Source organism: Ulvibacterium sp., from assembly GCF_965248315.1.
Classification (GTDB): Bacteria; Bacteroidota; Bacteroidia; order Flavobacteriales; family Flavobacteriaceae; genus Ulvibacterium.
Genome location: NZ_CBDFIX010000002.1, coordinates 3144107 through 3167726, shown reverse-complemented (window position 1 = coordinate 3167726; position 23620 = coordinate 3144107). Strand labels below are relative to the sequence as shown.

The 23620-nt window shown below is 40.0% G+C and carries 20 protein-coding genes; 9 read left to right on the top strand and 11 right to left on the bottom strand.

Annotated features, from left to right (window positions below):
- Position 1: 1 nt before the first annotated feature.
- From ACP2AF_RS15200 to ACP2AF_RS15180, 5 genes are all read right to left on the bottom strand, one after another.
- Entirely contained in the window at positions 2-1432 is a 1431-nt protein-coding gene (locus ACP2AF_RS15200) for a glycosyltransferase family 2 protein (RefSeq protein ID WP_425237000.1), read from the bottom strand.
- A gap of 30 nt (positions 1433-1462) precedes the next feature.
- Entirely contained in the window at positions 1463-3982 is a 2520-nt protein-coding gene (locus ACP2AF_RS15195; RefSeq protein WP_425236999.1) for a HEAT repeat domain-containing protein, read from the bottom strand.
- 32 nt (positions 3983-4014) lie between these two features.
- The gene (locus tag ACP2AF_RS15190) at positions 4015-4395 is read right to left on the bottom strand and encodes a response regulator transcription factor (RefSeq protein ID WP_425236998.1); all 381 of its coding nucleotides are present in this window, start codon (positions 4393-4395) and stop codon (positions 4015-4017) included.
- The gene (locus ACP2AF_RS15185) at positions 4392-6167 is read right to left on the bottom strand and encodes an ATP-binding protein (protein ID WP_425236997.1); all 1776 of its coding nucleotides are present in this window, start codon (positions 6165-6167) and stop codon (positions 4392-4394) included. The genes ACP2AF_RS15190 and ACP2AF_RS15185 overlap by 4 nt, the downstream gene beginning before the upstream one ends.
- Before the next feature lie 506 nt (positions 6168-6673).
- Complete coding sequence (locus ACP2AF_RS15180) at positions 6674-7069, bottom strand: acyl-CoA thioesterase (RefSeq protein ID WP_425236996.1); 396 nt, start codon at positions 7067-7069, stop codon at positions 6674-6676.
- A gap of 322 nt (positions 7070-7391) precedes the next feature.
- On the opposite strand from ACP2AF_RS15180, the gene ACP2AF_RS15175 reads away from it, so the two are divergent.
- Both ACP2AF_RS15175 and ACP2AF_RS15170 read left to right on the top strand, forming a co-directional pair.
- Positions 7392-7841, top strand: coding sequence for a nuclear transport factor 2 family protein (locus tag ACP2AF_RS15175; RefSeq protein WP_425236995.1), 450 nt, complete (start codon positions 7392-7394; stop codon positions 7839-7841).
- Positions 7842-7849: 8 nt separating this feature from the next.
- Positions 7850-8713 carry a phosphatidylserine decarboxylase gene (locus ACP2AF_RS15170; protein ID WP_425236994.1) on the top strand — a complete coding sequence of 288 codons (864 nt, stop codon included), beginning with the start codon at positions 7850-7852 and terminating at the stop codon, positions 8711-8713.
- Here the strand turns inward: ACP2AF_RS15170 and ACP2AF_RS15165 are convergent.
- From ACP2AF_RS15165 to ACP2AF_RS15145, 5 genes are all read right to left on the bottom strand, one after another.
- The gene (locus ACP2AF_RS15165; protein WP_425236993.1) at positions 8710-9606 is read right to left on the bottom strand and encodes a DUF72 domain-containing protein; all 897 of its coding nucleotides are present in this window, start codon (positions 9604-9606) and stop codon (positions 8710-8712) included. The genes ACP2AF_RS15170 and ACP2AF_RS15165 overlap by 4 nt on opposite strands.
- Positions 9607-9652: 46 nt before the next feature.
- Positions 9653-11008 (bottom strand): NAD-dependent succinate-semialdehyde dehydrogenase, encoded by a 1356-nt coding sequence (locus ACP2AF_RS15160; protein ID WP_425236992.1) that lies wholly within the window; start codon positions 11006-11008, stop codon positions 9653-9655.
- Between the two features lie 155 nt (positions 11009-11163).
- A complete protein-coding gene (locus tag ACP2AF_RS15155; RefSeq protein WP_425236991.1) occupies positions 11164-12297 on the bottom strand; it encodes a serine hydrolase domain-containing protein in 1134 nt (377 codons plus the stop codon).
- Between the two features lie 53 nt (positions 12298-12350).
- On the bottom strand, positions 12351-13583 hold the full coding sequence (locus tag ACP2AF_RS15150; RefSeq protein WP_425236990.1) for a DUF1028 domain-containing protein: 1233 nt from the start codon (positions 13581-13583) through the stop codon (positions 12351-12353).
- 542 nt (positions 13584-14125) lie between these two features.
- Positions 14126-16633, bottom strand: coding sequence for a glycoside hydrolase family 3 N-terminal domain-containing protein (locus tag ACP2AF_RS15145; RefSeq protein WP_425236989.1), 2508 nt, complete (start codon positions 16631-16633; stop codon positions 14126-14128).
- Between the two features lie 438 nt (positions 16634-17071).
- Here ACP2AF_RS15145 and ACP2AF_RS15140 point away from each other — a divergent pair, with 438 nt between their 5' ends.
- A complete protein-coding gene (locus tag ACP2AF_RS15140; RefSeq protein ID WP_425236988.1) occupies positions 17072-18037 on the top strand; it encodes a serine hydrolase domain-containing protein in 966 nt (321 codons plus the stop codon).
- Positions 18038-18097: 60 nt separating this feature from the next.
- Here the strand turns inward: ACP2AF_RS15140 and ACP2AF_RS15135 are convergent, their stop codons facing one another.
- A complete protein-coding gene (locus ACP2AF_RS15135; protein WP_425236987.1) occupies positions 18098-18892 on the bottom strand; it encodes a hypothetical protein in 795 nt (264 codons plus the stop codon).
- Between the two features lie 352 nt (positions 18893-19244).
- Here ACP2AF_RS15135 and ACP2AF_RS15130 point away from each other — a divergent pair, with 352 nt between their 5' ends.
- From ACP2AF_RS15130 to ACP2AF_RS15105, 6 genes are all read left to right on the top strand, one after another.
- Positions 19245-19400 carry a hypothetical protein gene (locus tag ACP2AF_RS15130; protein ID WP_425236986.1) on the top strand — a complete coding sequence of 52 codons (156 nt, stop codon included), beginning with the start codon at positions 19245-19247 and terminating at the stop codon, positions 19398-19400.
- 266 nt (positions 19401-19666) lie between these two features.
- Entirely contained in the window at positions 19667-21430 is a 1764-nt protein-coding gene (locus ACP2AF_RS15125; protein WP_425236985.1) for an ATP-binding protein, read from the top strand.
- A gap of 11 nt (positions 21431-21441) precedes the next feature.
- Positions 21442-22107: a DNA-binding response regulator gene (locus ACP2AF_RS15120; RefSeq protein ID WP_425236984.1), complete on the top strand. Its 666-nt coding sequence runs from the start codon at positions 21442-21444 to the stop codon at positions 22105-22107.
- Between the two features lie 120 nt (positions 22108-22227).
- Positions 22228-22371 (top strand): hypothetical protein, encoded by a 144-nt coding sequence (locus ACP2AF_RS15115; protein ID WP_425236983.1) that lies wholly within the window; start codon positions 22228-22230, stop codon positions 22369-22371.
- Positions 22372-22591: 220 nt separating this feature from the next.
- Positions 22592-22828, top strand: a complete 237-nt coding sequence (locus tag ACP2AF_RS15110; protein WP_425236982.1) for a hypothetical protein — start codon at positions 22592-22594, stop codon at positions 22826-22828.
- Positions 22829-23393: 565 nt separating this feature from the next.
- Positions 23394-23582 (top strand): YegP family protein, encoded by a 189-nt coding sequence (locus ACP2AF_RS15105; protein WP_425236981.1) that lies wholly within the window; start codon positions 23394-23396, stop codon positions 23580-23582.
- The last annotated feature ends 38 nt before the right edge of the window (positions 23583-23620 follow it).

Genomic DNA, 23620 nt, shown 5'->3' with positions numbered 1-23620 from the left:
CTTAAGAGGCTTTTGCGAATCCTTTTCTGACCTGGGAACCCCAGCCCGATTTTATCTTAAACAATTTCTTATAGTTGCCCCGTATGGCGGACCAGACCACTATGGGGTGAAAAACAAAGGGCTCTATTAAGGCACAAAACATCAACGTTAGAATATCCTTTGTCTTTTTGTATTCATTATAGGAGTACACATCCCATAGAATGGCGTAAAAGGAAAACATGATAGAAAACATGTACACCGTAGCCGTTATGGCCAGGAAAAACTCCCAGTTGAGAATGCCCAAATAGTAGAACAAAATGATAGAGAAAAAACCAAAAAATTCCAAAATTGGAGCGAGCCATTCATAAAAGAACCAATACGGATAGCTCAACATCCCCAGCCGCCCAAACTTCGGGTTGAAGAACATGTCCTTGTGTTTATACAAGGTTTCCAGGTTGCCCCTGGCCCATCGGTCCCTTTGGTTGATCAATATTTTGGTATCCTCCGGTACCTCGGTCCAACATAAAGGGTCGGGTATATATTCCACGGTGTAGGGTTGCTTACGCTCATGCATATAGCGTCGCATTTTAAATACTATTTCCATATCCTCACCAACGGTATTGGTATCATATCCTCCAACGGCCAAGGCAATTTCCCGATCAAAAAACCCAAAAGCTCCTGAAATAATAAGTAGACTATCTATACGTCCCCATGCCATGCGTCCTAAAATAAAAGAACGGGTATACTCCAACAATTGGAATTTGGCCAGCCAGTTTTTTGGCAGCCGAATTTCCTCCAATTGACCGCCTTGGATTATGCAGGAATTCGCAATACGGATGACTCCGCCAACGGCTATTACACGTTTCTGGGAGCGTTGGTAGAAGGATTTTACAACATGTAAAAGTGCATCTGGTAATAATAGGCAATCCACATCTATGCAACCTACATACTTATTGTTTGAAAGTGCCATACCCGTATTTAAAGCATCGGACTTGCCACCATTTTCCTTATCTATGACCGTGAGTTTGGAAAAAGAACGGTGTTTGGATTTGTATATGCCACGGATGGGTTTGGAACGCCAATTGGGATCTATGTCCTGTTCTATCTTTTCAAGGTCGTAGGCCTTTATCATTTTCTCCAAGGTATCATCCTTGCTACCATCATTGACCACCATCACCTCATAATTTACATAGCGCAAGGATAACAGGGAACGGATATTTTCAACGATGGTCATGCCCTCATTGTATGCCGGTGCAATGATGGTTATACTTGGGGCCAAAGGAGATGCCATAATCTTTGAAATGTCACCAAAACTATTTTTATTTCTATAGTGAATGGAACTTCGTGTAGATAAGTATCCCATTGCAGTGAACATGGAGAACAATACCACTGTAAACGTTAGAAAAACAATATTTATATATTCTAGGATTATATGTAGTAGTCCACTATCCATGCAGCTTATTCAATACTTTTCAATAATTTTTCAGGGTAGTTCAGAATTATCATAATCCCGTTGCCGAGCTTCATTTAAAAAGGCTTGCTCCAGAGGTAGGGTATCCGTCTTGGTTTCCATTTCATTTTTAGCTTGTTCCAAGAAATCCTTTTCTTCCTTTACTAAACGTTCTTCTAACTGCTTCAATACTTTTATTGCCATATTCCGTATTTTCTGTTCAGGTTCTTCGCGAAGCAGTTTTTTAAGGAACCTAACTTCTTTTTGATCTCCAACGACCAACATCTCCTTCATTAGTATGATTTTGGAATCCGTATCACAGGTCGTAAATAATTCCTCAAAAATGTTGTATTCCACAATGTTGTCTTGGAATGCATCCAATTCCCAAGCCACTTCATATAAGTCATCCTTACGGGAAAATCTATTGATCAGTTCCTTGGCGCGTTCTTTGATAAAGTCCATTTTTGATTGTTCCATGATGTCATGTAATAAAGGTATTTCACGTTGGTCCCCCAATGCTTCGATTAAATCAAACAATTGAAGTACAGCTAGAATTTCATTGTTGTAGTATTTGGGTTTGGGAAGGTGCTTTAGGAAGTCTTCCAATTCCATAAAGGATTCATTTTCCGGATCATCGGTTTGATCTGCATTTGAGTTATCCAGTTCATCCAATGGCCACTCAAAATACTCCTGCTGGAGCTCATGCTTCATATTATCCCGCGATACCACATCCAAGATGTCGTGTTCCACTTTCAAACTTCTGATGTATTCCCCATTTATTTCGCTTATTGAATTTGGCCTTTTGGAATCTTGTCCTTTGTTTATTTGTGAAGGAGTTTCTTTATCCTTGATGCCCAGCTGAATTTCCTCCTTTGTTTTTTGCTTGATTTTTTGTGGAGGCAAAACCTGTTCGTAGCGGACAACGCATTCTCTAATATCTGACTTCAGATCAGAATCAATGCTTTTTTGAGCCTTGTCCCGATTATCTTCATTATTTGTGACGATAGGTAAAAAATGCAATTCGGATATATCCAAATCTTCCCAAATATCAAGCTCTGTCATTTTCGAATCATTTTGGTTGGTATTGGTTCCATTGGCCCTTATTTCTTCAAAATTTACCGCTATTTGTAAAATGTATTCCATTTCAATTTTTTCGTTACCCATATAGCGGTATCTGAAGTTTTCCTGCCCCAAGGATATATCCCTTTTTCCCATTTTTTGAGCAACCACAATGGGTAGGAAATCCAAATTGACCAATAACTCCTCCTCTTCCGGAATACGAATATCATCCATGATAGTTTCGCTTTTTTTGATTATCCGGTCGTCCGAATGGAGTTCCGTGGTTTCTTCTTTTAGTTCTTTGTTCAAGGAGATTGGGGCGGTTTCTTTATCCGGAGATTCGGTTGAACTGTTCTTTTCCCCTTCCGGAAATTCCTCAACTTTGTTTATATCCGTCTCTTTTTTGTCATCTATATCACTGGAAACAGTTTTTTTATGCCAATCGTGCTGTAACCCATTATCAATGTTTTCGGTGGGCATAATACTTTCGGGCACAATCCTATTTATGACACTTATGGCCTTGCTCTTAATGGCAAAATCGGCATATTCTGCTTCAACATGTTTTAGGAACTCTATTTCTTCGGTACTTCCTAAAACAGCTATGGCGTCCAAGATCGAAATCTTAACATCCACATTCCCTTTTTGGAAAACCAACTTAAGGGTGTCCAGCGCCTCCACTATATGAAACTCCTTGATGCACTGGATCGCTTCCTGTTTTATTTGGTTATTACGATGTTTTAGTAATTCTATTAGTGAGGCACTGGCATCGTTCTGATTGTAAAATTTGATCAGGCGCATTGCAAAGAGGACCACATCCTTATTTTTGGAAGTAAGCCATGCCTTAAAACGGGGTGGGCAATAATCCTCCAAATTACGAATGACATTCAACAATTTTAACTGTTGCCATTCGGATATTCTATATTTTGTAGTATCCAAAAAATAATTGATTCCTTCATGTTTTAAGGTTACTGTGGCTATCTCTGCCTGTTTGCGAATGGTGCTTCTTTTATCATTGATGAACTTGGTAATGAAGCTATAGGATTCCGTGACCTGCATTTGGGTAAGTTCCAAGATGCCTTTTGAAACAATCTCCCACCGCCAACTTTTCAGTTTGTAAAAAGCGTCTTTATCCAGGTCTAGGTCTTGGTATAGTTTGAACAGTCTTTTTTTGGTATCCCCGGAAACATCCCTACTCAAATCCAATAGTATTTCCGATAGGACGACCCTGTTCAAATCTACCCTGAGCAATTCCCTTATTTCAATTCTAAGGTTCAAATAATTTGTCTTCTCCTTGGTATCTGAATCTTCTTCATGGAATAAAAATTCATTTACCATAGGAGAGAGTTCTTTTTTGCGCTGTCTTATCTTAGCCCCCTTATTTGAAATACTGTTCCGTAAAAAGAATATGCCCGTGAAATAGAGCATGGCCAACCCAACAAATAAAAAGGTTAAATCCCACAAAAGATCCGTATGGATCTTTGGCGCGCTTATCAAGAATACATTTTGATATGTTAACTCCTTGCTAATCAAATTTTTGCATTATTCAACTCTCTTTTGACCCGCACTATCAATTCCGAAGGGCTTACGGGTTTGGAAATAAAATCATTTGCTCCCAATTCAAATGCGGTCAATACATTTTCCTCATTTCCAGCTGAGGAAATAATAATAATCGGGGTTTTGGAACCTAATTCGTTACGCACAAAGTCTATAAGTTCTATTCCCGAGAAGTAAGGCATCATAATGTCACTTACAATTATATCGGGTACTTCTTCGGCCAGATATTCCTTTACTTCTTTCCCGTCTTTACTTAAAGTTACCTGGTACCCACCCTTTTCCAAACGAAACCTAAGTAAAGAAGCCAAGAGATTATCATCTTCCGCCAATAACAATTTTTTTCCTATGATCATTTCCGGGTTCGTTTTATTTCCGCAAAGGCCTGGTCAATGGTCAATTCCACTTTTGGATATTCATCCAAAAAACAGTTATAGAGAGATTTCAGCTGTTTTATATCCCCTTCTGTCTTACAGGCCTCCTGAATCTGTACGACTATTGCGTGTAGTTCATGGGACTGCATCATAACAAGTCCGGCCTTTATCTTGTGGGCGGCAAGCCCCAACTCTTCAAAATCGCCATACCTAATATGGGTTTTTGCGGAACCTATGAATTCCAAAGCGTTGTACTTGTACAGCTCGATCAACTCCTGTAAAAGGTTTACATCGTTCATACAATCTTTAAGGATTGGGGTAAGGTCTATTCTTTTGGAACTCTTCTTTATATTTTGAGTATTGTCCAATTTTTTTTCGGTTTCTTTTGCAAGCGTCATTTTTCCGTCTTTTTTGTTTTTAAGTAGAGTTAGCATAAGTTCATCAGGATCATAGGGCTTCAGGATACAATCCTTGATACCGTATTTTCTACATTTATCCTTGTCTCCCAAAGAAAAATCAGCGGTAAGGGCTATAACGGGGATTTCCCGTATGGCGGCATTTTTGTTTTGGCGAATTTGCTGGGTAACTTCAAATCCGTTCATTTTGGGCATCCGCAAGTCCATCAAAACGGCATCCACTCTTGTTTTTTCAAGAACGTCAAGGCCGTATTCGGCATTTTCGGTAATAACCGTTATACATCCCCATGATTTTAAACGCTCCTCTATTAATCTTTGATTGAGCAAATTATCCTCAAAAACGAGAATCCGCATTCCCTTAATGGATTGCTGTACTTTGTCTTTTTTAGTTGCAGGTTTCTGCTTTTGTTCAAGCATTTCATTATCCCCCAATGTATAGGGAACATCAAATTTGAAGGTTGTACCGATACCCAGTGTGCTGGAAACTGAAATTTTACCGCCCAGATTTTCAATAAGTTGTTTCACTATGCTCAAACCTAGTCCTGAACCACCATATTTAAAAAACGTACTATCGTCAACTTGCTTAAAGGCATCAAAAATGTTGGCCAACTTACTTTCAGGAATACCAATGCCCGTATCCGCAATGGAAAATTCGAGAAGTAGTTGATTCTTTATTTTTTGTTTCTTTGCGATGGTCAATCGAATGCTGCCCTCCTCCACAAATTTTATGGCATTACCTAAAAGATTTAGAAGAATTTGGGAAAGTTTGGAGGGGTCACCAACTAAGATTCTTGGTATACTTGAATCAATATCCGTCTCTAAGGTTACCTTTTTATCCGTGATAAGGGTTTTACACAAATAAGTCACATCCTTGATTACATTATGGAAGTTAAAGCCTATGGTATCAAAATCTTCAAGGCCAGCGGACAGCTTGGAGTACTCCAGAAGTTCATTTATAATCTCCAACAGCGAATAGGATGCGGATTGTATGGCATTTACCTTTTCCAATTGGCTGTTAGTAAGCCCATCTTCCTTCAAAAGGTCGGTAAACCCAACTATTCCATTCAATGGAGTCCGTATTTCATGGCTTACCTTGGCAATAAGCATATTTGGGGACGTGCTCAAATTTCTTTTCAAATCCCCGTCCTTTGGTTCCTTTTTAACCTCTACCGCCACAGTACCCGGTTCTCCGAACACTTTTTTTTCCAGATCTTCCTTAAAGGCTTTGAAAGACTTTTTAAGATGAGTGGCTTCCGAGCTGCTCAACTCTTCAAACGAAAAATTATTGAGCATGGATTCCATGTTCTCTAAGGAAGAAAGTAGGTTTCTAGGATTCAATGGTTTTGATTTGGTTATCGGGGAAAACGATCAAGAGTTGTCCTTGATTTTGATTATATCTTCCCAATTGTTATTAACACTCTGATTTTAATTAGGTTAAAACTCACCAATTAAGATATCGTATACAATTAAATGTTACCTAGGCCTCCTATTATGTTGTCAAATAGCTTTATTTGTAGGTCTAAAATTTTTGTTACATAAATAATGCTATTTGTCTTTTCAGCCTCGTCACTTTATTCACCTGCAAAGGGGGGAAGAAAAAGCAATAGAAAGTTTGAAGGAATGGATTAAACCGGTATCCCGACGGTCATCCCGGCGCGAAGGCAAATGCCATGACGAAGATGTTATTCTATATGGATTATACGAGAAAAGTGTCCCTAAAAAGATCAGACCGTCCCTAACCCGAAATGATGCGAAACCGAAGATGAAATTGCCCAATTGTGGGGCGGTATTCTACTTCGGGTTTTGGATGAAGTTCAGAAAACTGCCAAAAAATTGTCGGAAGGCTAATCTTTCTCTTCCAATCTATCTTTTACAAATTCTATTTTGGTTTTCCCGTGGGGAACCGGTTTTCCATTTTCGTCCAAATTCACCATGATGATATTATCAACGGTAACAATGGTCTCCCTTGTCATTTTGTTACGGACCTCACAATTAAGTGTTAAGGAAGAATGCCCAAATTTTATGACTTCTATTCCTATTTCAACAATATCCCCCTGTTCCGCAGTGCTCATAAAATTGATTTCGGAAATATACTTGGTCACGACCCGCTTATTCTCTAGCTGAATAATGCTGTATAGGGCGGCCTCCTCATCTATCCAGGCGAGTACACGGCCACCGAACAAGGTTTGATTGGCATTTAAATCCTCAGGTTTTACCCATTTTCTGGTGTGGAATCTCATAATTAAGCCATTTTACAAGTTGTAAAATTAAGGAAGAAATTGAAGCTAAATCCTTAAAATGGGTATCATCCCTTTGTTTTTTTGATTTGCAAATCTAGGGCTGGTTTTATGGATTTTTTGATAGTAAGCATCATCGTAAAATGTACATATCGCATTAAAAGGATCACTAGGGCAAGATCTTTTTTCATGAAAGCAGCTCAAATTTTAACAGAAGTTGGAGTTAACTTATAAAATTTGTTAAGCTTAGAATAAACTTTTCTTAATTGGTTTTTGGTTTGGACCGTAATGAAATACATTTAATCCAAACCTAATCCGCCTTCAAATGACAACAATTGTAAAGTTCCTGCTCCTCCTTCTCCTCTCCTTCTTTTCATTTATGGGATTCGCGAATGTTTCGGAAGAACGTGCCATTGAACAAGTGGTCACGGACTATATGGAAAGTCGCTACATAGGTAATCACGCGCAAATGGAAAGGGCAATTCACCGGGGAATTACCAGAGGACAAAATGAAATTAAGGATGGCTTACATCTTACAAAAGAAATGAAGCATTTGGAATTGGTTTCCCTAACAAAACCACCAGTTAAAAAATGGCTCAAAGCATCCGACGAACCCTTAAAGCTAAACGTAGAAATATTGGATATTAACGGAAACATGGCCAGTATAAAAGTCGGTACCGATTCCTGTGAGCTTTATGATTACTTGCACTTGGCCAAGGTTAATGACCAATGGAAAATAGTCAATGTTTTACGTGATAATAGAAGGGCGAAGTAAAGCAGCAAATGGAAGTCAGCACATATCTTGAGAACAATTACTACTCCGATCCACATTTTACGGTATTCAAGGTTCCCGAATGGCGGGCCAAATTATATACTTTTCTTTCAGTGAACGTTTGGGGCAATATCCCTAGCCCTATACAGCGCAAAGTATCCTCCAAGTATGCTTCGGTATACGATAAACCTTTTTCAAAGAGATTTATCAAAACCTATATTCGACTCAATTATTCGGACAAAAACTATCTGGATAAATTTAAACCTCCCTTTGGAAAAAGCGACTTTGAAAGCTTTCAGGACTTTTTCATCCGAGAGTTTAAGGAACTGCCTAAGAATAATGTTCCTTTTGTATGGCCCTGCGAGGGACTTTTGTGTGATAAAGGGAAGATATCCGATATAGAAACGTCAAGAGTAAAAAGTGACGACCGAACCATAACCACAATTTTTGGAACACCGGATAGCACAATTCCTAAAGAATATACATTTACCAATGTCTTCCTACATAACAAAAACTATCATCGGATTCATGCCCCAATAAATGGTACTATATCCAGAATACAGCATATTCCCGGTGATTTGATCGTCCTTCGACCGTGGATCTATAAACAAAATCCTTCCTTACCGGCTTTTCGGAACGAACGTTACAATGTGGATATTAAAGATAACAAAGGTCGCACCTGGTACTTGTCCATCGTCGGTGGACCTGCCGTACGCACCATAGAATTGGCTAAAAATGTAAAAGTGGGTCAATCCATACAGAAAATGGAAGAAATCGCCTTGTTCTATTTGGGCTCTACCTGTTGTATGGCTTCCCCAGAAACCCCAAAATGGCATTCAAAGAACACTTTTGTAGAAGTTGGGGCAACCTATTAAAAAAGGGTGTTCGGTTTTACAAGTGTCTCAGGAATCTTTAGATCCAAAGTCAACCTTTCATTTAGCTTTTGAATGAAATAGACCGAAAGCAAAGGGGACTCCAATTCCAAATTTTGATGTACAAAAAAGTGGATGTTTTTTAGACCCTTTTGTTTCCAATCATACAACTTCTCCACCCAATCATCCAATCTGGAATAATCACTTTTATGATTGGCCCCCACATACCGTATAAAAGCCTCATTATTGGTAAGTCTCATATGCATAATGTCTCTTCTCCCGGCAGTATCGACCAAAATATTGGCAATGTCATTCTCTTCCAATAAATGATATAATTCCTGTGCCACTTTTTCGTCATTGAACCAGTCCGTATGCCGAAATTCCATGGCCAAGGAAAACTCCTTAGGCCAATTTTCCACAAACCGCACTACCCTATCCCAATCTTTTGGACTAAAATTATTGTGCATTTGCAGGAACATAGTTCCTAATTTCTCCTTGAGGTTGGCCGTTACATTCAGGTACTCCTCCAAAATAGGGTACGCTTGCTCATTAAGCCTCCTTAAATGGCTTACATTTTGTACGATTTTGGGAAAGAACTTAAAATTCTCCGGAGTCTTTTCATACCAGCCTTCATAGGTCTTCGCTGGAAAGATGCGGTAAAAGGTAGCATTAAGCTCTATACAGTTAAATTGGGTGGAATAATAGGCCAATTCATCCTTTGTGCCTCTGGGATAGAAATTCTTCAGATCCTGCCGGTTCCATTTGGCGCAGCCTACATTAACCTTTAAGGGTTCGTCTTCCTCCTTATATTTTGCCAATAGAACCTCCGTGTCCGGATGGTCTTTTGGAATACTAAAATCTATAAGCTCCGGTTGTTCTACTTTTCCAAATTTCATAGTGTACCCTATTGTATTTTAAAGGACTAAATTCTAAATCTAAAGATCAGCTTTTTATATAAACTGTTTTCCTATTCATGAACTCCCTAATACCATGTGCCGATAGTTCCCTGCCGTACCCAGAAGTTTTTATCCCGCCAAAGGGCAATCGGGGATCACTTTTTACCAATTCGTTTACAAAAACAGCCCCCTCATTGCACTGGGGAATCAACCTTTCCATCCTTTCCCGGTTTGAGGTAAACAAAGATACGCCCAAACCAAAATCCGAATCGTTGACCAAATCCATGGCCTCCTCCTCGGAATCAAAAATAGTTATTCCAAGGACCGGACCAAAGGTCTCTTCCTTAAAAATAGGCATGTCCTTTGTGGCGTCCACCAAAATTGTAGGTTCAAAATAGGTTCCTTTACGTTTTCCCCCTAAAATTATCTTTGCCCCCATTTTAATGGATTTCCTCACTTGTTTTTCAAGTTCCAAGGCCAAATCTTCCCGGGCTAAAACCCCAATGAAAGTGTCCTTGGCCATTGGGTCTCCACTCTTAAGATTGGCTACCCTATTTCTAAAATCATGAATAAACCGCGTAGCGATACCGCTTTGTACCAAGAGGCGTTTCCCGGCAATGCAACTTTGGCCTGTATTTTGAAATCGAGCTTGCAGGCAGCTATCCACTGTCCGTTCCAGTTGGGCATCATCAAAAACAACAAGCGCATTATTGCCTCCAAGTTCCAAGACGGTCTTCTTTATAGCGTATCCGGCAATGGCTGCTACAGATGCCCCGACCGGCGTACTCCCGGTGAGTGTTACCGCTTTTATAAAATCATTTTCAATAACCGACTTTACTTTATCATTATGTATGATCAGATTTTGAAAACACCCTTTTGGAAATCCTGCTTTTTCAAAAATTTGTTGGATTGTTTCCGCAGATTTCATCACATTGGAGGCATGCTTTAAAACCCCAACATTACCGGCCATTAAATTGGGTACGGCGAAACGAAATACTTGCCAAAACGGAAAGTTCCAGGGCATAATGGCCAAAACCGGGCCTAAAGGTTCGTAACGGACATAGCTTTTCGCTGCATCGGTTGTAATGATCTCATCCTTTAATTGATCCTCGGCATGAGTGGCGTAGTATTCGCATACCCAGGCACATTTTTCAATTTCGGCTAGGGATTGTACAATGGGTTTTCCCATTTCCAAGGTAATGATTTCGGCATATTCTCCAGTGTTTTCCATTAAATCCCTGCCCACGGCCCGTACCAATTTGCTACGTTCCGTAAAGGATGTTGTTTTCCATGTCTTAAAGGCATTCTGTGCCTGTACTATTCTTTCTTCCAATTGTACGGCATTCAATTCTTCAAACTCATATAATTTTTGGCCGTTGAATGGATTTATGGATGTTTTCATACGTGTCTTACTGATTTTACATTGTACAGAAATCCGCCTCGATAAAACAGACAGTCCTTGGTCTATTTAAAATTATGAATTTCCCATAGTAAATAAGTCTAATTGGATGAATAACCTTGAATATGGGAGATTTATAAATGGCTATCTAGGCGATTTTATTTATCAAGTATCGCTAGTTCCCTTAATAAATCATAGGACAGCTTGTTGATATTAGGGTCACCAGCTGAATAGTTTTTCATAAGAACTACTCCATTACCACGGTCTTTGTCAAAAACCAAGTTGGCCCGGTATCCTGCCACTCCTCCCGAATGACCGATTGCCGTTAATAGGGAATCTTGCTGTATTCCAAATCCTAAACCGTATGATCGCCAATTACCCTTTGGGGTTTGGATTGTCTGCATACGGGCCATGTTATCTTTCGATAACAACTTTACTGAAAAGCCCATATTACAGAGGATGAATTTGGCCAAATCATTCGGAGTTGAATATATGCCGCCATTGGGAACTTTATATCCACGCCCCATATGCTCTCTTTCCGGCTTTTCCCGATTTATTTTGCCATGGGGGCCTATTTCCAAACCTTTCGAGAGGCTGAAAATTTTATCTTCTGGCACAACAAAATAACTATTGTCCATTTGCAAGGGTTCAAATATTTTCTCCTTGACCAATTCCATAAAGGGTTTGTCAGCAGCCCTGGATAAGGCCAAGCCCAAAATACCATAACCAATGTTTGAATAACTAAACCTTTCTTCTAGACCATACTGGAAACTTGTGTTCAGAATGGACTCCAATACTTTGGCTTCCCACCCGGATATGGGTCCGGTTGCGGCATCTTTTAGATTTGGCTCTCTGATAAGGCCAGAGGTATGGGCCGCCAAATTTCGAAAAGTGATTCTGGTTGAATCGGAATAGCCATCCAGGTTTTTAATTTCAGGAAGATAAAGCTCTATAGGGTCACTTAGCGCAATCACCCCTTCATGCACCAGCTCCATCATTAAAAATGCGGTAAATGATTTTGAAATGGAACCTGTACGATAAATTGTGGTAGTATCGGCCTGAATTCCTCTATCTACATCAGAAATACCAAAGGCCTTGGACCAAATAATTTTGTTGTCCACGATAATAGCTCCGGATACACTTCTTCCATTTTCCAGTTCATTTTTGAGTTGATCTTCAAATTTGGCAACAAGTGATTCTAAATTATTGGTTTGGATATTATTCTCCTTAGGCTGAGAATTACATCCTAGTATCACCAAAACATACAATAAGGCAAATACGCTATTTTTCATCTTTTATCTGAACTGTATACGTCCACTATTTGCACACTTAGGATTCCAATCCATTAAGATTTTAGTTTATCCAGCAAATCTTGGGCCTCTATATTTTCGTCATCCATTTCAATGGCCCGTTCCAAATATGTAATCGCTTTACCCTGCTCCTTTTCATAAAAATAGCTCCTTCCTACCAAAAAATTCAAATATGAGGAATCCACTTTTTTGTCAATGAGTTCAAGCGCCAATGCTATGACCTCCCTTTCTCTTCCAAGATTGCTTAGCATCCCCAAAGCATTTTCCCAATCTTTGGTTGTAAACGACTCCGATTGTACAATGCCCTCCATTCCAGCATGATCCCTTAAAACATAGAACGCCGGGACATTTACGACCCAATTGGGATTTTCCGCAAGTCCTTTCTTTATCCACTTTACCGCGGCATTTTTATTTCCAAGGACAATGTTCGCAACGGCAATTCTAGCGTACATCCCGTTCCAACCTTCCAACATGGATTCCGCTTCTGCCAACTTTTGGTTCGCCCTTTTATAGTTGCCTTCCTTTTGTGCGTATAAAGCTTGGTTTAATCGTATTCTACCATAATGGTAGTCCATTAAGGTTTGAAGTTCTCCGATCGGGTTTTTAGAATTGTCCACACGCAGGTCGATCTGATTGTACCATTCGTTTTCAGTGCCCTTTACCACAAGTGCCGCGGATTGTTTTCCTGAAATCTGACCACCGGCACTTTGCCCCGCCACGAGGCTTCTCAAAAGTCGTTCGGCAAGGGTTCCCTCAGAGTTCTCAAAGGTCTTTGACATACTTGATACTACTTCATCCGCAAGTTGATTGCCCATCACTACATAGTTCTTTCCTAAAAAATGTGATGCATGCCCGTTCCAATATTTTAAGGATTTCCCAGTAAAGGCGAAAACGCTTCCACCTGCATCTATCCCGGAAACTTGACGGTAATTAGCTTCTTTATCACTGTATTTTACCTCGGTAATGCACTGTTCGATCGATTTTCCTTCTTTTAGTTTTTTAAATCCTTCAAGTGCATATCTTGGTTCGGTTTCCGCGATTACGGAAAAGGCCCCGAGCCCAGGCGTAATATAAACCGTAGAATTACCCACACAAATATTGTTGGTGGCAACTGCAACTCCCCATTCCTTGGCACTTTCATCATATGCCAAGATTGAAAAAGTAGCGTTAATGTTTTTTTCGGTCAGTAAACTGGGTAGATTCTGTGCATAGGCCGAAATGGCGGTAAATAGTGGGATAAGCAACAAACTCGGTATGTAACGTTTCATTTTCTTGTTTTTGATTGATTCTATAGATGAGTACGCATTTCCCGTCTTTGTTACATCATCCCTGGCAAAATCAATCTTAAACGTACCGTAGCAATCCTCTATTAAAACGTATAGCTTAATCCTTAGTACACCGATACCCTTACACAACCATTGTTTATTTGAACTTTGCTTTCTTGGAATACCTCAATGTTAGATGAATTGGTGTATCCAAGAAAACATTGACTTTCTTGCATTTCATACAAAAAGAACTGCACTTTATACAATTACATACCTAAAATCCATGATCAGTTACTAGATTCACATGAAAATAAAAAATAACGCCCCCGCCCTAAGAAGGGCCCTTTAACTAAAGACAAGTAACCTATGAATCCAGTTATATTCTACATCGCGACTGCATCCATACTTTTAGCCCTAAGTGTTCTAGTTTTTATTCTAACGGGTCTTAGCAAAAATAGAGCTGGTCGGCAGATACACTAACGGTTTTCTTAAACTTCGGGAACGGCTGAGTAAATGTCTCGCCTGTCGAAGACTACACGATCTCGCTATTTACCATCACAACCAGGTTTGGCATCGATATCCGATTCCAGGCGAATATGGCTCAATCCAATATCCACACCTTCCCCGGCTGTAATCACCAGTGCGGAGCTAACCTTGGTCATGTCCACCCCAAGATCGGCAAAGCAACTTAGGCTTATTCGATATTCGCGCCAGTCATCCGCTGCAATGTTGATATCCAGGAATTGGTCGCAAGAGGCATTTTCACCGCACATCCCTATTTGGACCACTGCCTCGCTCGCTTTAAATGATTTTGCGGAGAACGTAAGCTCCATGGCACCATTCGCCTGACGGGACATATCACTTGGAGAAGCCGTACTGATCCGCATTTGATCATGGTCCGATCTGGTCCATTTTATCCTCAAGGCATCTTCTTGTGCCTCATGGTCGGTCTTACTAATGATCAACCCTCCAACCGAGGTTGGAAAGCTGGCAATTTGTTTATTCAAATCACCCGAACGCAGCCATAGTCCCCAAGGTGCAACAGCAGCTCCCTTACTAAAAAACTCCCCCGTAGATGCTATACCGCTATTTTCCAAGCCTGAGTTTTCCGAAAGCTGATCCACTGTTGTAGAGTTCTTGTAGCTAAGACCATACCCTAACTTAAACAAGGGTTCCGCATCTTTTGATACGACGGCACTGGCAGGCCATGAGAAAGAGAGACGACCTGTAAAATCAAAGGACGGATCCCTTTGAAATAACAGGTCCGAGATACCTCCTCCTTCGGTACCCGGCAACCATGCGGCTACAAATGCGTCCGACAAGTTGATTTCAGGATTGCTCCATAACGGCCGGCCCGATAGAAAGACGGACACGATAGGAATGCCCTGACTTTTAAATTTCGCCAACGCATTTACATCAAAACCAGTTGGAACAAAGTCAAGATTTTCACGATCTCCCTGGAACTCAGCGTACGGATCCTCTCCATAAATGGCGACCACCACATCAGCAGCTACACGGGTATCTCCATTAGCAGAATAAACGACTTTACCACCTGCTTTATGGACCGCTTCCCGGATACCCTCCAGTATCGATTCGCTATTAGGGAACTCATCGTTGGTATGCCCTACCCCTTGCCAGGAGCGCGTCCAACCCCCGCAAGCCTTGGATATACTTTCCGCTCCATCACCGACTACCAGAATCGTCTTTGTAGCATCCAAGGGTAACAAGCCACCGTTGTTTTTAAGCAAAACCATTGACTCCCGAACCGCTTGGCGCGCAACGGCCCTGTTTTCCGGTAGCCCCAAAAGACTTTCATCTCCCGCATTTTTCCGTGTGCTCGGCGCACCTTTGGTAAATATACCGGATGCCATTTTTACGCGTAGGATACGGCGCACGGCATCATCCAACCGTTCCATGGGAACAGTCCCGTCCTTTACATGCTGTAAGGTGCTTTCATATAAACCCTTCCAACTGTCGGGGGCCATAAACATATCTAGACCTGCATTCAGCGACTGTGGACAATCGGTATTGGTACAGCCGGCAACCTGGCCATGACCGTTCCAGTCGCCCACCACGAAGCCGTTGAAACCGAGTTGCCCCTTTAAGACATCGGTCAACAAATCCTTGTCGCCATGGAGTTTTCTGCCTTGCCAGCTGGAGAAAGAAGCCATCACAGTCTGTACGCCTGCGGGAATGGCACTGTAATACCCTGCCGCGTGTATCTTACGTAATTCTTCCTCACTAATGAGGGCATCACCCTGATCGACACCTTTTTCCGTGGCCCCGTCGGCGAGAAAGTGCTTGGCGCTGGATATAACACGACCGGGGCCCATAAAACCCTCTTCGCCAAAACGGCCCTGTAGCCCATAGACAATGCGATCTGCATATGACCGAACTATCTCCGGGTCCTCGGAAAATCCTTCATAACTTCTCCCCCAACGTACGTCCTGTGGTACCGCCAAAGTTGGGGCAAAGGTCCAATCATGACCGGATACCGTGAGTTCATGGGCGGTCACCGTTGCAATTTGCTCGATCAGATCCGGATTGTGCATTGCACCGAGTCCAATATTATGCGGAAAGACAATAGCCCCGGTAAGGTTGGCATGACCATGTACCGCATCTATGCCCCATATACAGGGAATGGCAACCTCTACACCTTCGTCATCAATGGACGCGTTGTAGTATTTATCCGCCATTTCCAACCAAGTTTTGGTATCCGCATAAGGTAAGGGTCCAGGCGCTGAATTCCCACCACTCAGCACAGCGCCCAAGCGGTATTGCTTTACTTCCTCTGGTGTGACCGATCCATTGTCTGCCTGGATAACCTGACCTACTTTTTGTTCCAGCGTCAGTTTTGGCAAAAGGGCATCTATTTGGGCTTCTATTGCAGGATCTAAGGGTAGCGGTTTGATGTTGGGCCAATCTTTAGGATTTACCAGATTCACTGATTTTTCTACTGCTATGGCGTTCTTTTTTTCAGTGCAGCCTAAAACTAGAAGGGACAAAATACAGCATACGGAGACAGGCAAGGTAAACGGCTTTACGATACGCATATTGATATTGGTGTTAGTTGTGCTTTGAATTAATCAAGGATCTTTTTGAATCCTAAACCGACCTGTAAGTTACATTATTTTCAACTTTATTTAGGAATGCCCGTTGCAGTTGTATCGCAACCTTATCCCTTAAATTTTACGCCATAGTGAAGGCTATGCTGGAAAATTTCGCCTTGACCGGCATCAAAAAGGCGTATGCCATCCTAATAGTTCAACTTAATCCCTTAAACCTTTGTAACTTCTCTTCTTTTGTACCGTCTTTAGTTTGAATATAATCGGTTGGTCATTTTGACTTACGATACACCTTAAGAAACAACGCTTATGAAATTTTATTCGTCCATGTATCTCTTATGCCTATGTTTTCCTATGCTTTGCAGTCCCCAATCTAAAATTACACCCGATGAGCTTGTAGCAGAAACCAAAAAAGCCGTGGAAAGAATGTCCCAACTCGACCTTTTTTCAGGGGCTATATTGGTGGCCCAAGGAAAGGATATCTTGTATGAGGATGCCCTGGGGGAAGCTTCGAAGCGTTTTCATATCAAAAACAATCTGGACACCAAATTTAATTTGGGTTCCATGAACAAAATGTTTACCTCCGTTGCCATTTTACAGTTGGTGGAAAAAGGTCTTATCAACTTAAAAGATCCGATAAACAAGTATATAGACGAAACCTGGCTGCCATCAAGCATAACTTCCAAAGTTACTATACATCAGCTGTTATCCCATACCAGTGGTTTGGGGAGTTACTTTAATGAAACCTTTTGGAATTCGTCCAGGGCCTTATATCGGAGTATTGATGATTTTAAGCCCCTTGTACAAAGGGAATCCTTAGCATTTGAACCCGGAGAAGACTATAGTTATAGTAATACGGGCATGTTATTGTTGGGCGTGATCATCCAACAAGTAACGCAACAGGATTATTTTGAGTATGTGAAGCATAACCTATTTCAACCCGCACAGATGTTGCATACCGATGCTTATGAAATGGACCAGCCCGTAGAAAATCTGGCCATGGGCTATGAACGATCGGACAATACCTATGGATGGACCAACAACCTATATAAGCATGTCATAAAAGGAGGGCCGGCCGGGGGAGGTTTTTCAACGGTAGGGGATCTCCATAAATTTGCGATGGCTTTGGTGAACGAAAAGCTGGTCTCAAAAGGATCCCTGGACCTACTTTGGACGGATTATTCCCATGCTGGATATGGCTATGGTTTTGCGATCCGGCAATCCCCGAGTGGCCAAGTGGTGGGACATAGCGGCGGATTTCCAGGGCTTAATTCCAATCTGGATATATTTCTAGATCAGGGCTATATTGTGGTGGTCCTATCCAATTATGATCGTGGTGCCAGTCCTTTGGCCAAAAAAGTGAGTGACTTAATCGATAGGCTTTCCAAATGAAGTTGAACTCTTTGCAAAGGTTCGACTTGTAAGGAGTGGAATTTCAAAACAATAATTGTTTTACTGCTTTATAAAAGAGTTCTCCTTTTTGGAATGTACCGGCACATAGGTTTGAATAATATACGGCGTGATTTTTCGTAATGTCTCTCCATTTACAGGATGTAGACCGGGAGCTGTAAAAAACTCATGCTCATTGTCCTTATTTCGGTAATACCAAATTAACGGTTTACCATCTTCAGAAAAAAATGGGTAGGCCGCATCAACCTCCACTTTTCGCATATTTTTCAACTCCATTTGGTTTAGGGGCTTTACATCAGTTCCATACTTGGAGAACGGCCCAGTGTCACAGGAAATCCTTACGTATAAGGAATCGGACCATGTCATGCAGTTTGTATCAATTAATTGTTCATCGATATTCTTTTTTATAAAACCATCTTTATCCTCAATATTTGAGGAAGAATCATCATAGCTAGGAAATACTTGATTTCTTAAAGTCAAAATTGTCGTTAAAATAGTACCGAAGGCAATACCCATTATAACGATTAATTCCCATTCCCTACCTGTACCTTTTATTGGATTTTTTTCTACATAGTCTCTGTAATCTTCATACATCAAATACCTGCAAAGCAAGTCTATACTCTCGGCATTTGGTGGGCCATGTTTTTCCTTTTTATCAATATACCTGTCATAAGCTCTTTCCAAAGTTTTTGAGCTCAAATCACTTTGGCCACTTATATGATTAGATAGTGCGAATCTAGAGTGAGAAGCATGCTCTTCCTTAGCCTTCTGAAACACCTTCCGAACAATTTCTTCAATTCTTTTTTCATCCATTATCCTAAAAATACAAATTTTCATTAGACAAATTTTAGACACAATACTTTGGAAATCATTGATTTATTAGTGTCGAAAAAATGTCTAAAACAAGTCCATTTCCTGTCTGCAACTCATTCAAAAGCTTCAATTTACTTTGTCCTCAAGAATGATTGCCGCTATGCATTGCTAACATAGCTTTTCTAGAAAAATCATTTGTACGCAAATCTGTAAAGCGGTCGGTTTTGGCCAATCGGAAAGTAGTCGAAAACTACCGCTTGTTGATTTCACTTTCCACAAAACAAGGAGTACTCCAAACTCAAACGGGATTGGTACAAATGAATCTGGGAGAATCCCAGGCGGCCACTCCTATGTCAAATTTTTAATAACAAATATTATGAAGCGAATCTTTATAGCCATGATGGCACTGGTTTTTAATACGTTTTTATTTTCATGTACAAGTGATTCTATTGCTGAAACAGATAGCCTTTACAATACCCAGGCTACTGAAGGAGATGATAGTAATCCTCCACCTCCACCTCCAAAAAAGTAATAAGGAGCAATCAGAATAATTTTTACTACTTTGAGCTATGCTTTACCGCATAGCTCTTTTTAGTTTAAAACCTAAGACTTCTTGCTTTGAAAAGGTTTCTGCTTTTATTTTTTGTTTGTTTATTGAACACATGCAAACTAGGGAATGATGGATCCACCTCAGAAAATGAGGTTTTTCAAGACAGTGTTTTACTTTACTACAACCTTTCTAGGGATGATAGTCATTCTTTATCATCTCGATATCAAGCGATAAGTAAATCTTACTGCTTGCTAAATAACAATGAAAAAGATCCTATCTATCCCAAGGTCCTTTATCAAAAAAACTTGCTTCACTTTTCTGCTGGAGAATATGACAGCTTACTTGTATATCATAACCGATTTGTAAGTGGCACTTCAGGGGAAAAGAATGCTTTTATGTTGGGCAAACAATACTATTTAATGGGGTATTATTTTGACGAAGTAGCCGATAACTATGGCAGGGCAGTTGAAAATTACACGCTCTCAAAAGAGCATTTTGAACGAGTAAGGGACAGTAGTGAGATAGGAAGAAATCTTTTGAATATTGGGACAATTCAAAAAGATCAAAACGACTTTTTTGGAAGTAAAGAAACTTTGGTAGAGGCCTTAAAATATTTGAATTATGACCAAGAAAAGAGATATGTAATATACTGTTATAACGCCTTGGCAACAAATCATAGAAAGCTCTTGAATTATGCGGATGCCATTGAGTATTATTTTAAGTCAATAGAGGCCACAGATTCTGAAAAGGACAAACTTCTTTATAAAAATAATTTGGCGACAACTTATATAGACAAAGAAAATTATAGTGATGCTATTTCATTGCTGAATAGTATTCAAAAGGATTCCTTGTTGGTCATAGATAAAAAGGAATACGCCCGTGTCTTGGACAATTTGGCCTATGCCGAATGGCTATCCGGCAAAAAGTTGGATGCAGCATCTTTTTTACATCCTTTGAATCTACGAAAACAGAATAACGATAAACGCGGTCAAATCGCCAGCTACACTCACTTGGGAGAGTTTTATTCCGGACAAGCCCTCGCAAAGGCTAAATCTTATTTTGATACAGTTATTCAACTTTCAAAGACCCTCAAAATACCGAGAGCCGAAAAAGATGCCCTTGGCTTTTTAATGAACTTGGAACCCAAGAATGCTACCATACGTGACCGTTATGTATTTCTACAGGATAGTATATATACCCAAGAACTTAAGGTAAAAACACAATTTGCCAAGTATAAATATGATGACAAACTCAAGCAGGAATCGATTCTACGTTTGGAAAAAGAGAATGCGGAAAAAGAACTGGAAGCCAGTCGACAACGGAATCAGAAGATTATATACTTGGGAGGTCTCCTTTTCATTACTTGCGTTTTAGGACTTTCACTATACGGTTTTAGACAGCGCACCAAACGGTTAGCACAAGAAAGTAAAGTCGAAAAGTTGGAGGCTATTCATGAAACCGAGGCACAACTTTCCCGAAAATTGCATGATGATTATGGTGGTAAAATCAATCAGGCCATGCTAATGTTGCAAAGGAATACGGACAAATCGGTCATTTTAGATAAATTGGAATCAGTCTATAATCAGATTAGAGGTTTCTCGCGTGAAATCAATGCTGTAGATACTGGTCCCGATTTCTGGAATAGCCTGAAAGCAACTCTGGAATATGCTAAACCAGCTGAAGTTGAAATTACTTTTGATGGTGGCAAAGAACTGGATTGGTCCTTGGTAGGCCATCAAACTAAAACGATACTTTTTAAGGTGCTACATGAACTAGTTATTAATATGGCGCGGCACAGTAAAGCCGACCAAACCGTGATTTTATTCAGAGACCAAAAGAAAGAACTCTCTATTTACTATGAAGATGATGGGGTCGGAGCATCAAAAGAATCATTGTTGCGAAAAAATGGACTTCGAAATACAGAAAAGCGTATTCAAGCCATAGGTGGAAGCATTACTTTTGATTCAGAAGAAGGAAAAGGCTTTCGGGCTGAAATTCGAATCCCTAAGTAATATAATGTACTATGTTCAAAAAAGTAGTATTAGCCGAAGATTTTCAGGGAGAAAACCAAGGTATCGCTGAAACCTTGCATGAAAAATTAGCCATTGAGGAATTGCAAAATGAGTTCTATTGCGATAAGGCATTTACCCGCTTAAAAGTGGCCCTAAAAAACAATGAGCCGTATGAGTTAATGGTCACCGATTTGTTTTTCGAAAAAGACCATGTAAACCGAAAGCTCACTTCTGGTAAGGAACTCATTAAAGCCGCAAGAGCGCAACAGCCTGGTTTAAAAATTATTGTCCTCTCTATGGAAAACAATCCCATACATATTAATGCCCTTTTTAAAGAACATAAAATTAACGGGTATGTGTGCAAGGGCCGTAACGGAATGGTTGAGTTGGTCAATGCCATTAATGAAGTGTTTCATAACAGAACCTATGTATCGCCACAACTAAATTTGACTGCTACGAACAATGCTGTTGAACTGGATGCTTTTGACCGGGCTATATTAAAAGAACTCGCTAACGGCCTTACCAAGAAAGAAGTTTCTGATAAGTTTAAAAAAGAAAATAGAACTCCCAATAGTGAAAGCACCATCGACAAAAGAATAAGCAGGCTATATGATGAATATGAAGCCAAGAATACCACAAGTCTACTATTTAAACTCGCAAAGAAAGGTAAAATTTGATATCTAATTTTTCCTGAACCCCTATTATTAAAAACAAATTTAAGTCCCTTACAGAAACCTGTAAGGGATTGTTGTTTAATGGGTTTAGGTTTGTTTGGTAAAACTTAAAGTAAAGAAATTATGGCTGTAAAAAACACAGAAACAGGAGAAGTACACAAAGGATATAAAGGAGGAGAGACCGGATGCGGTTTAGATACTTCCGCAAGTCACTGGGTAGGCTCCAATGAGAGGATAACCTGTGATAGAAATGGGTGTAAAAATTAGATGCTAATATTATTTACCATTGATTTAATGATGAATGAATCTAGCTTACCAGCCCTAATATTCATTTTATTGCTATGCTTGCTTTCAGTATTGTTTTTCGTCTTTCGTTGGGTTGTCCATGGTATTATAAAATTGATGAGCGTTTAAGCATTATGAATGAAACAAATAATCTGCTACAAAAACTAATCGAAAACTCAGATAAGCAAATAAGCAATAAGTCATGAAAAAAGTCATCATTGTTATTGCGGTTGTTTTATTCATTTGGAAATGTGGTTGTTCTAATAATAGTAATTTATCAGGTCCAATTGTAGAATCCAACGAATGGTTTAAAGGAGGGACTCTACATAAAGCCAAAATAATCGATTGGAAATCAGCTACAGAAAGAAATAAACTGGCAACTTGTGCTGACTTCGTCTATTTGACAAATAAGGATTTATCACTAAGTGAAGTGAAGTGAAGAGTGGTGCGACCGACTTGAAAATCTGCATCGATGGAGCAGTGAAAGATCATGATGTAGTAGACCAATCTGAAATTTCCGAAATAGCAGCTCTTTGTCTAACACTATTAAACGACTCATCGTGGTACTCCCAACCCAATTAAAGCCTTAGACTAAAAAATGAAAACAAAATATTGGAATAGACGACTATTAATTTGAATTATTACTGCTTGTTATGAAATCATTTACCATATATCTCTGCATACTTTTTGTTGGTTTAAATTTTTCAACTATTGAGAAAAACAAAGTCTATGTCTGCAAGGGCAAGGGAAGTAAGCGATATCATTATAACAAGCATTGCCGGGGGCTTTCCCGTTGCTCTACCAAAATCTATGAGGTCACTTTGAAAGAGGCGAAAAATATGGGCAGAACGCTTTGCGGATGGGAAGATTAGTTCTCATTTCAACAACAATACTACACATTTAAAAAACTTTTTGACATTACTTCTTTGCTTTACAGATATCTGTAAGGAATTCTTTTTGAATGCCTTTAGGTTTGGGGAAACAAAATAAAAACCAAAAAAATCATGGCATTTCCAAAATTTGAAATCAAAAAGAGTAGCAACGGCAAATTCTATTTTAACCTTCGCTCCAAAGGCAATGGTGAAATCATCGCTACAAGCGAGATGTACAATGCAAAACAATCTTGCAAAAACGGAATCGAAGCGGTAAAAAGAGATGCGCCCGTTGCGCAGGTAGAAGATTTGACCAATTAATGCATTTCGAAATGGCAAAGAAAACAGTTCCAGTAAAA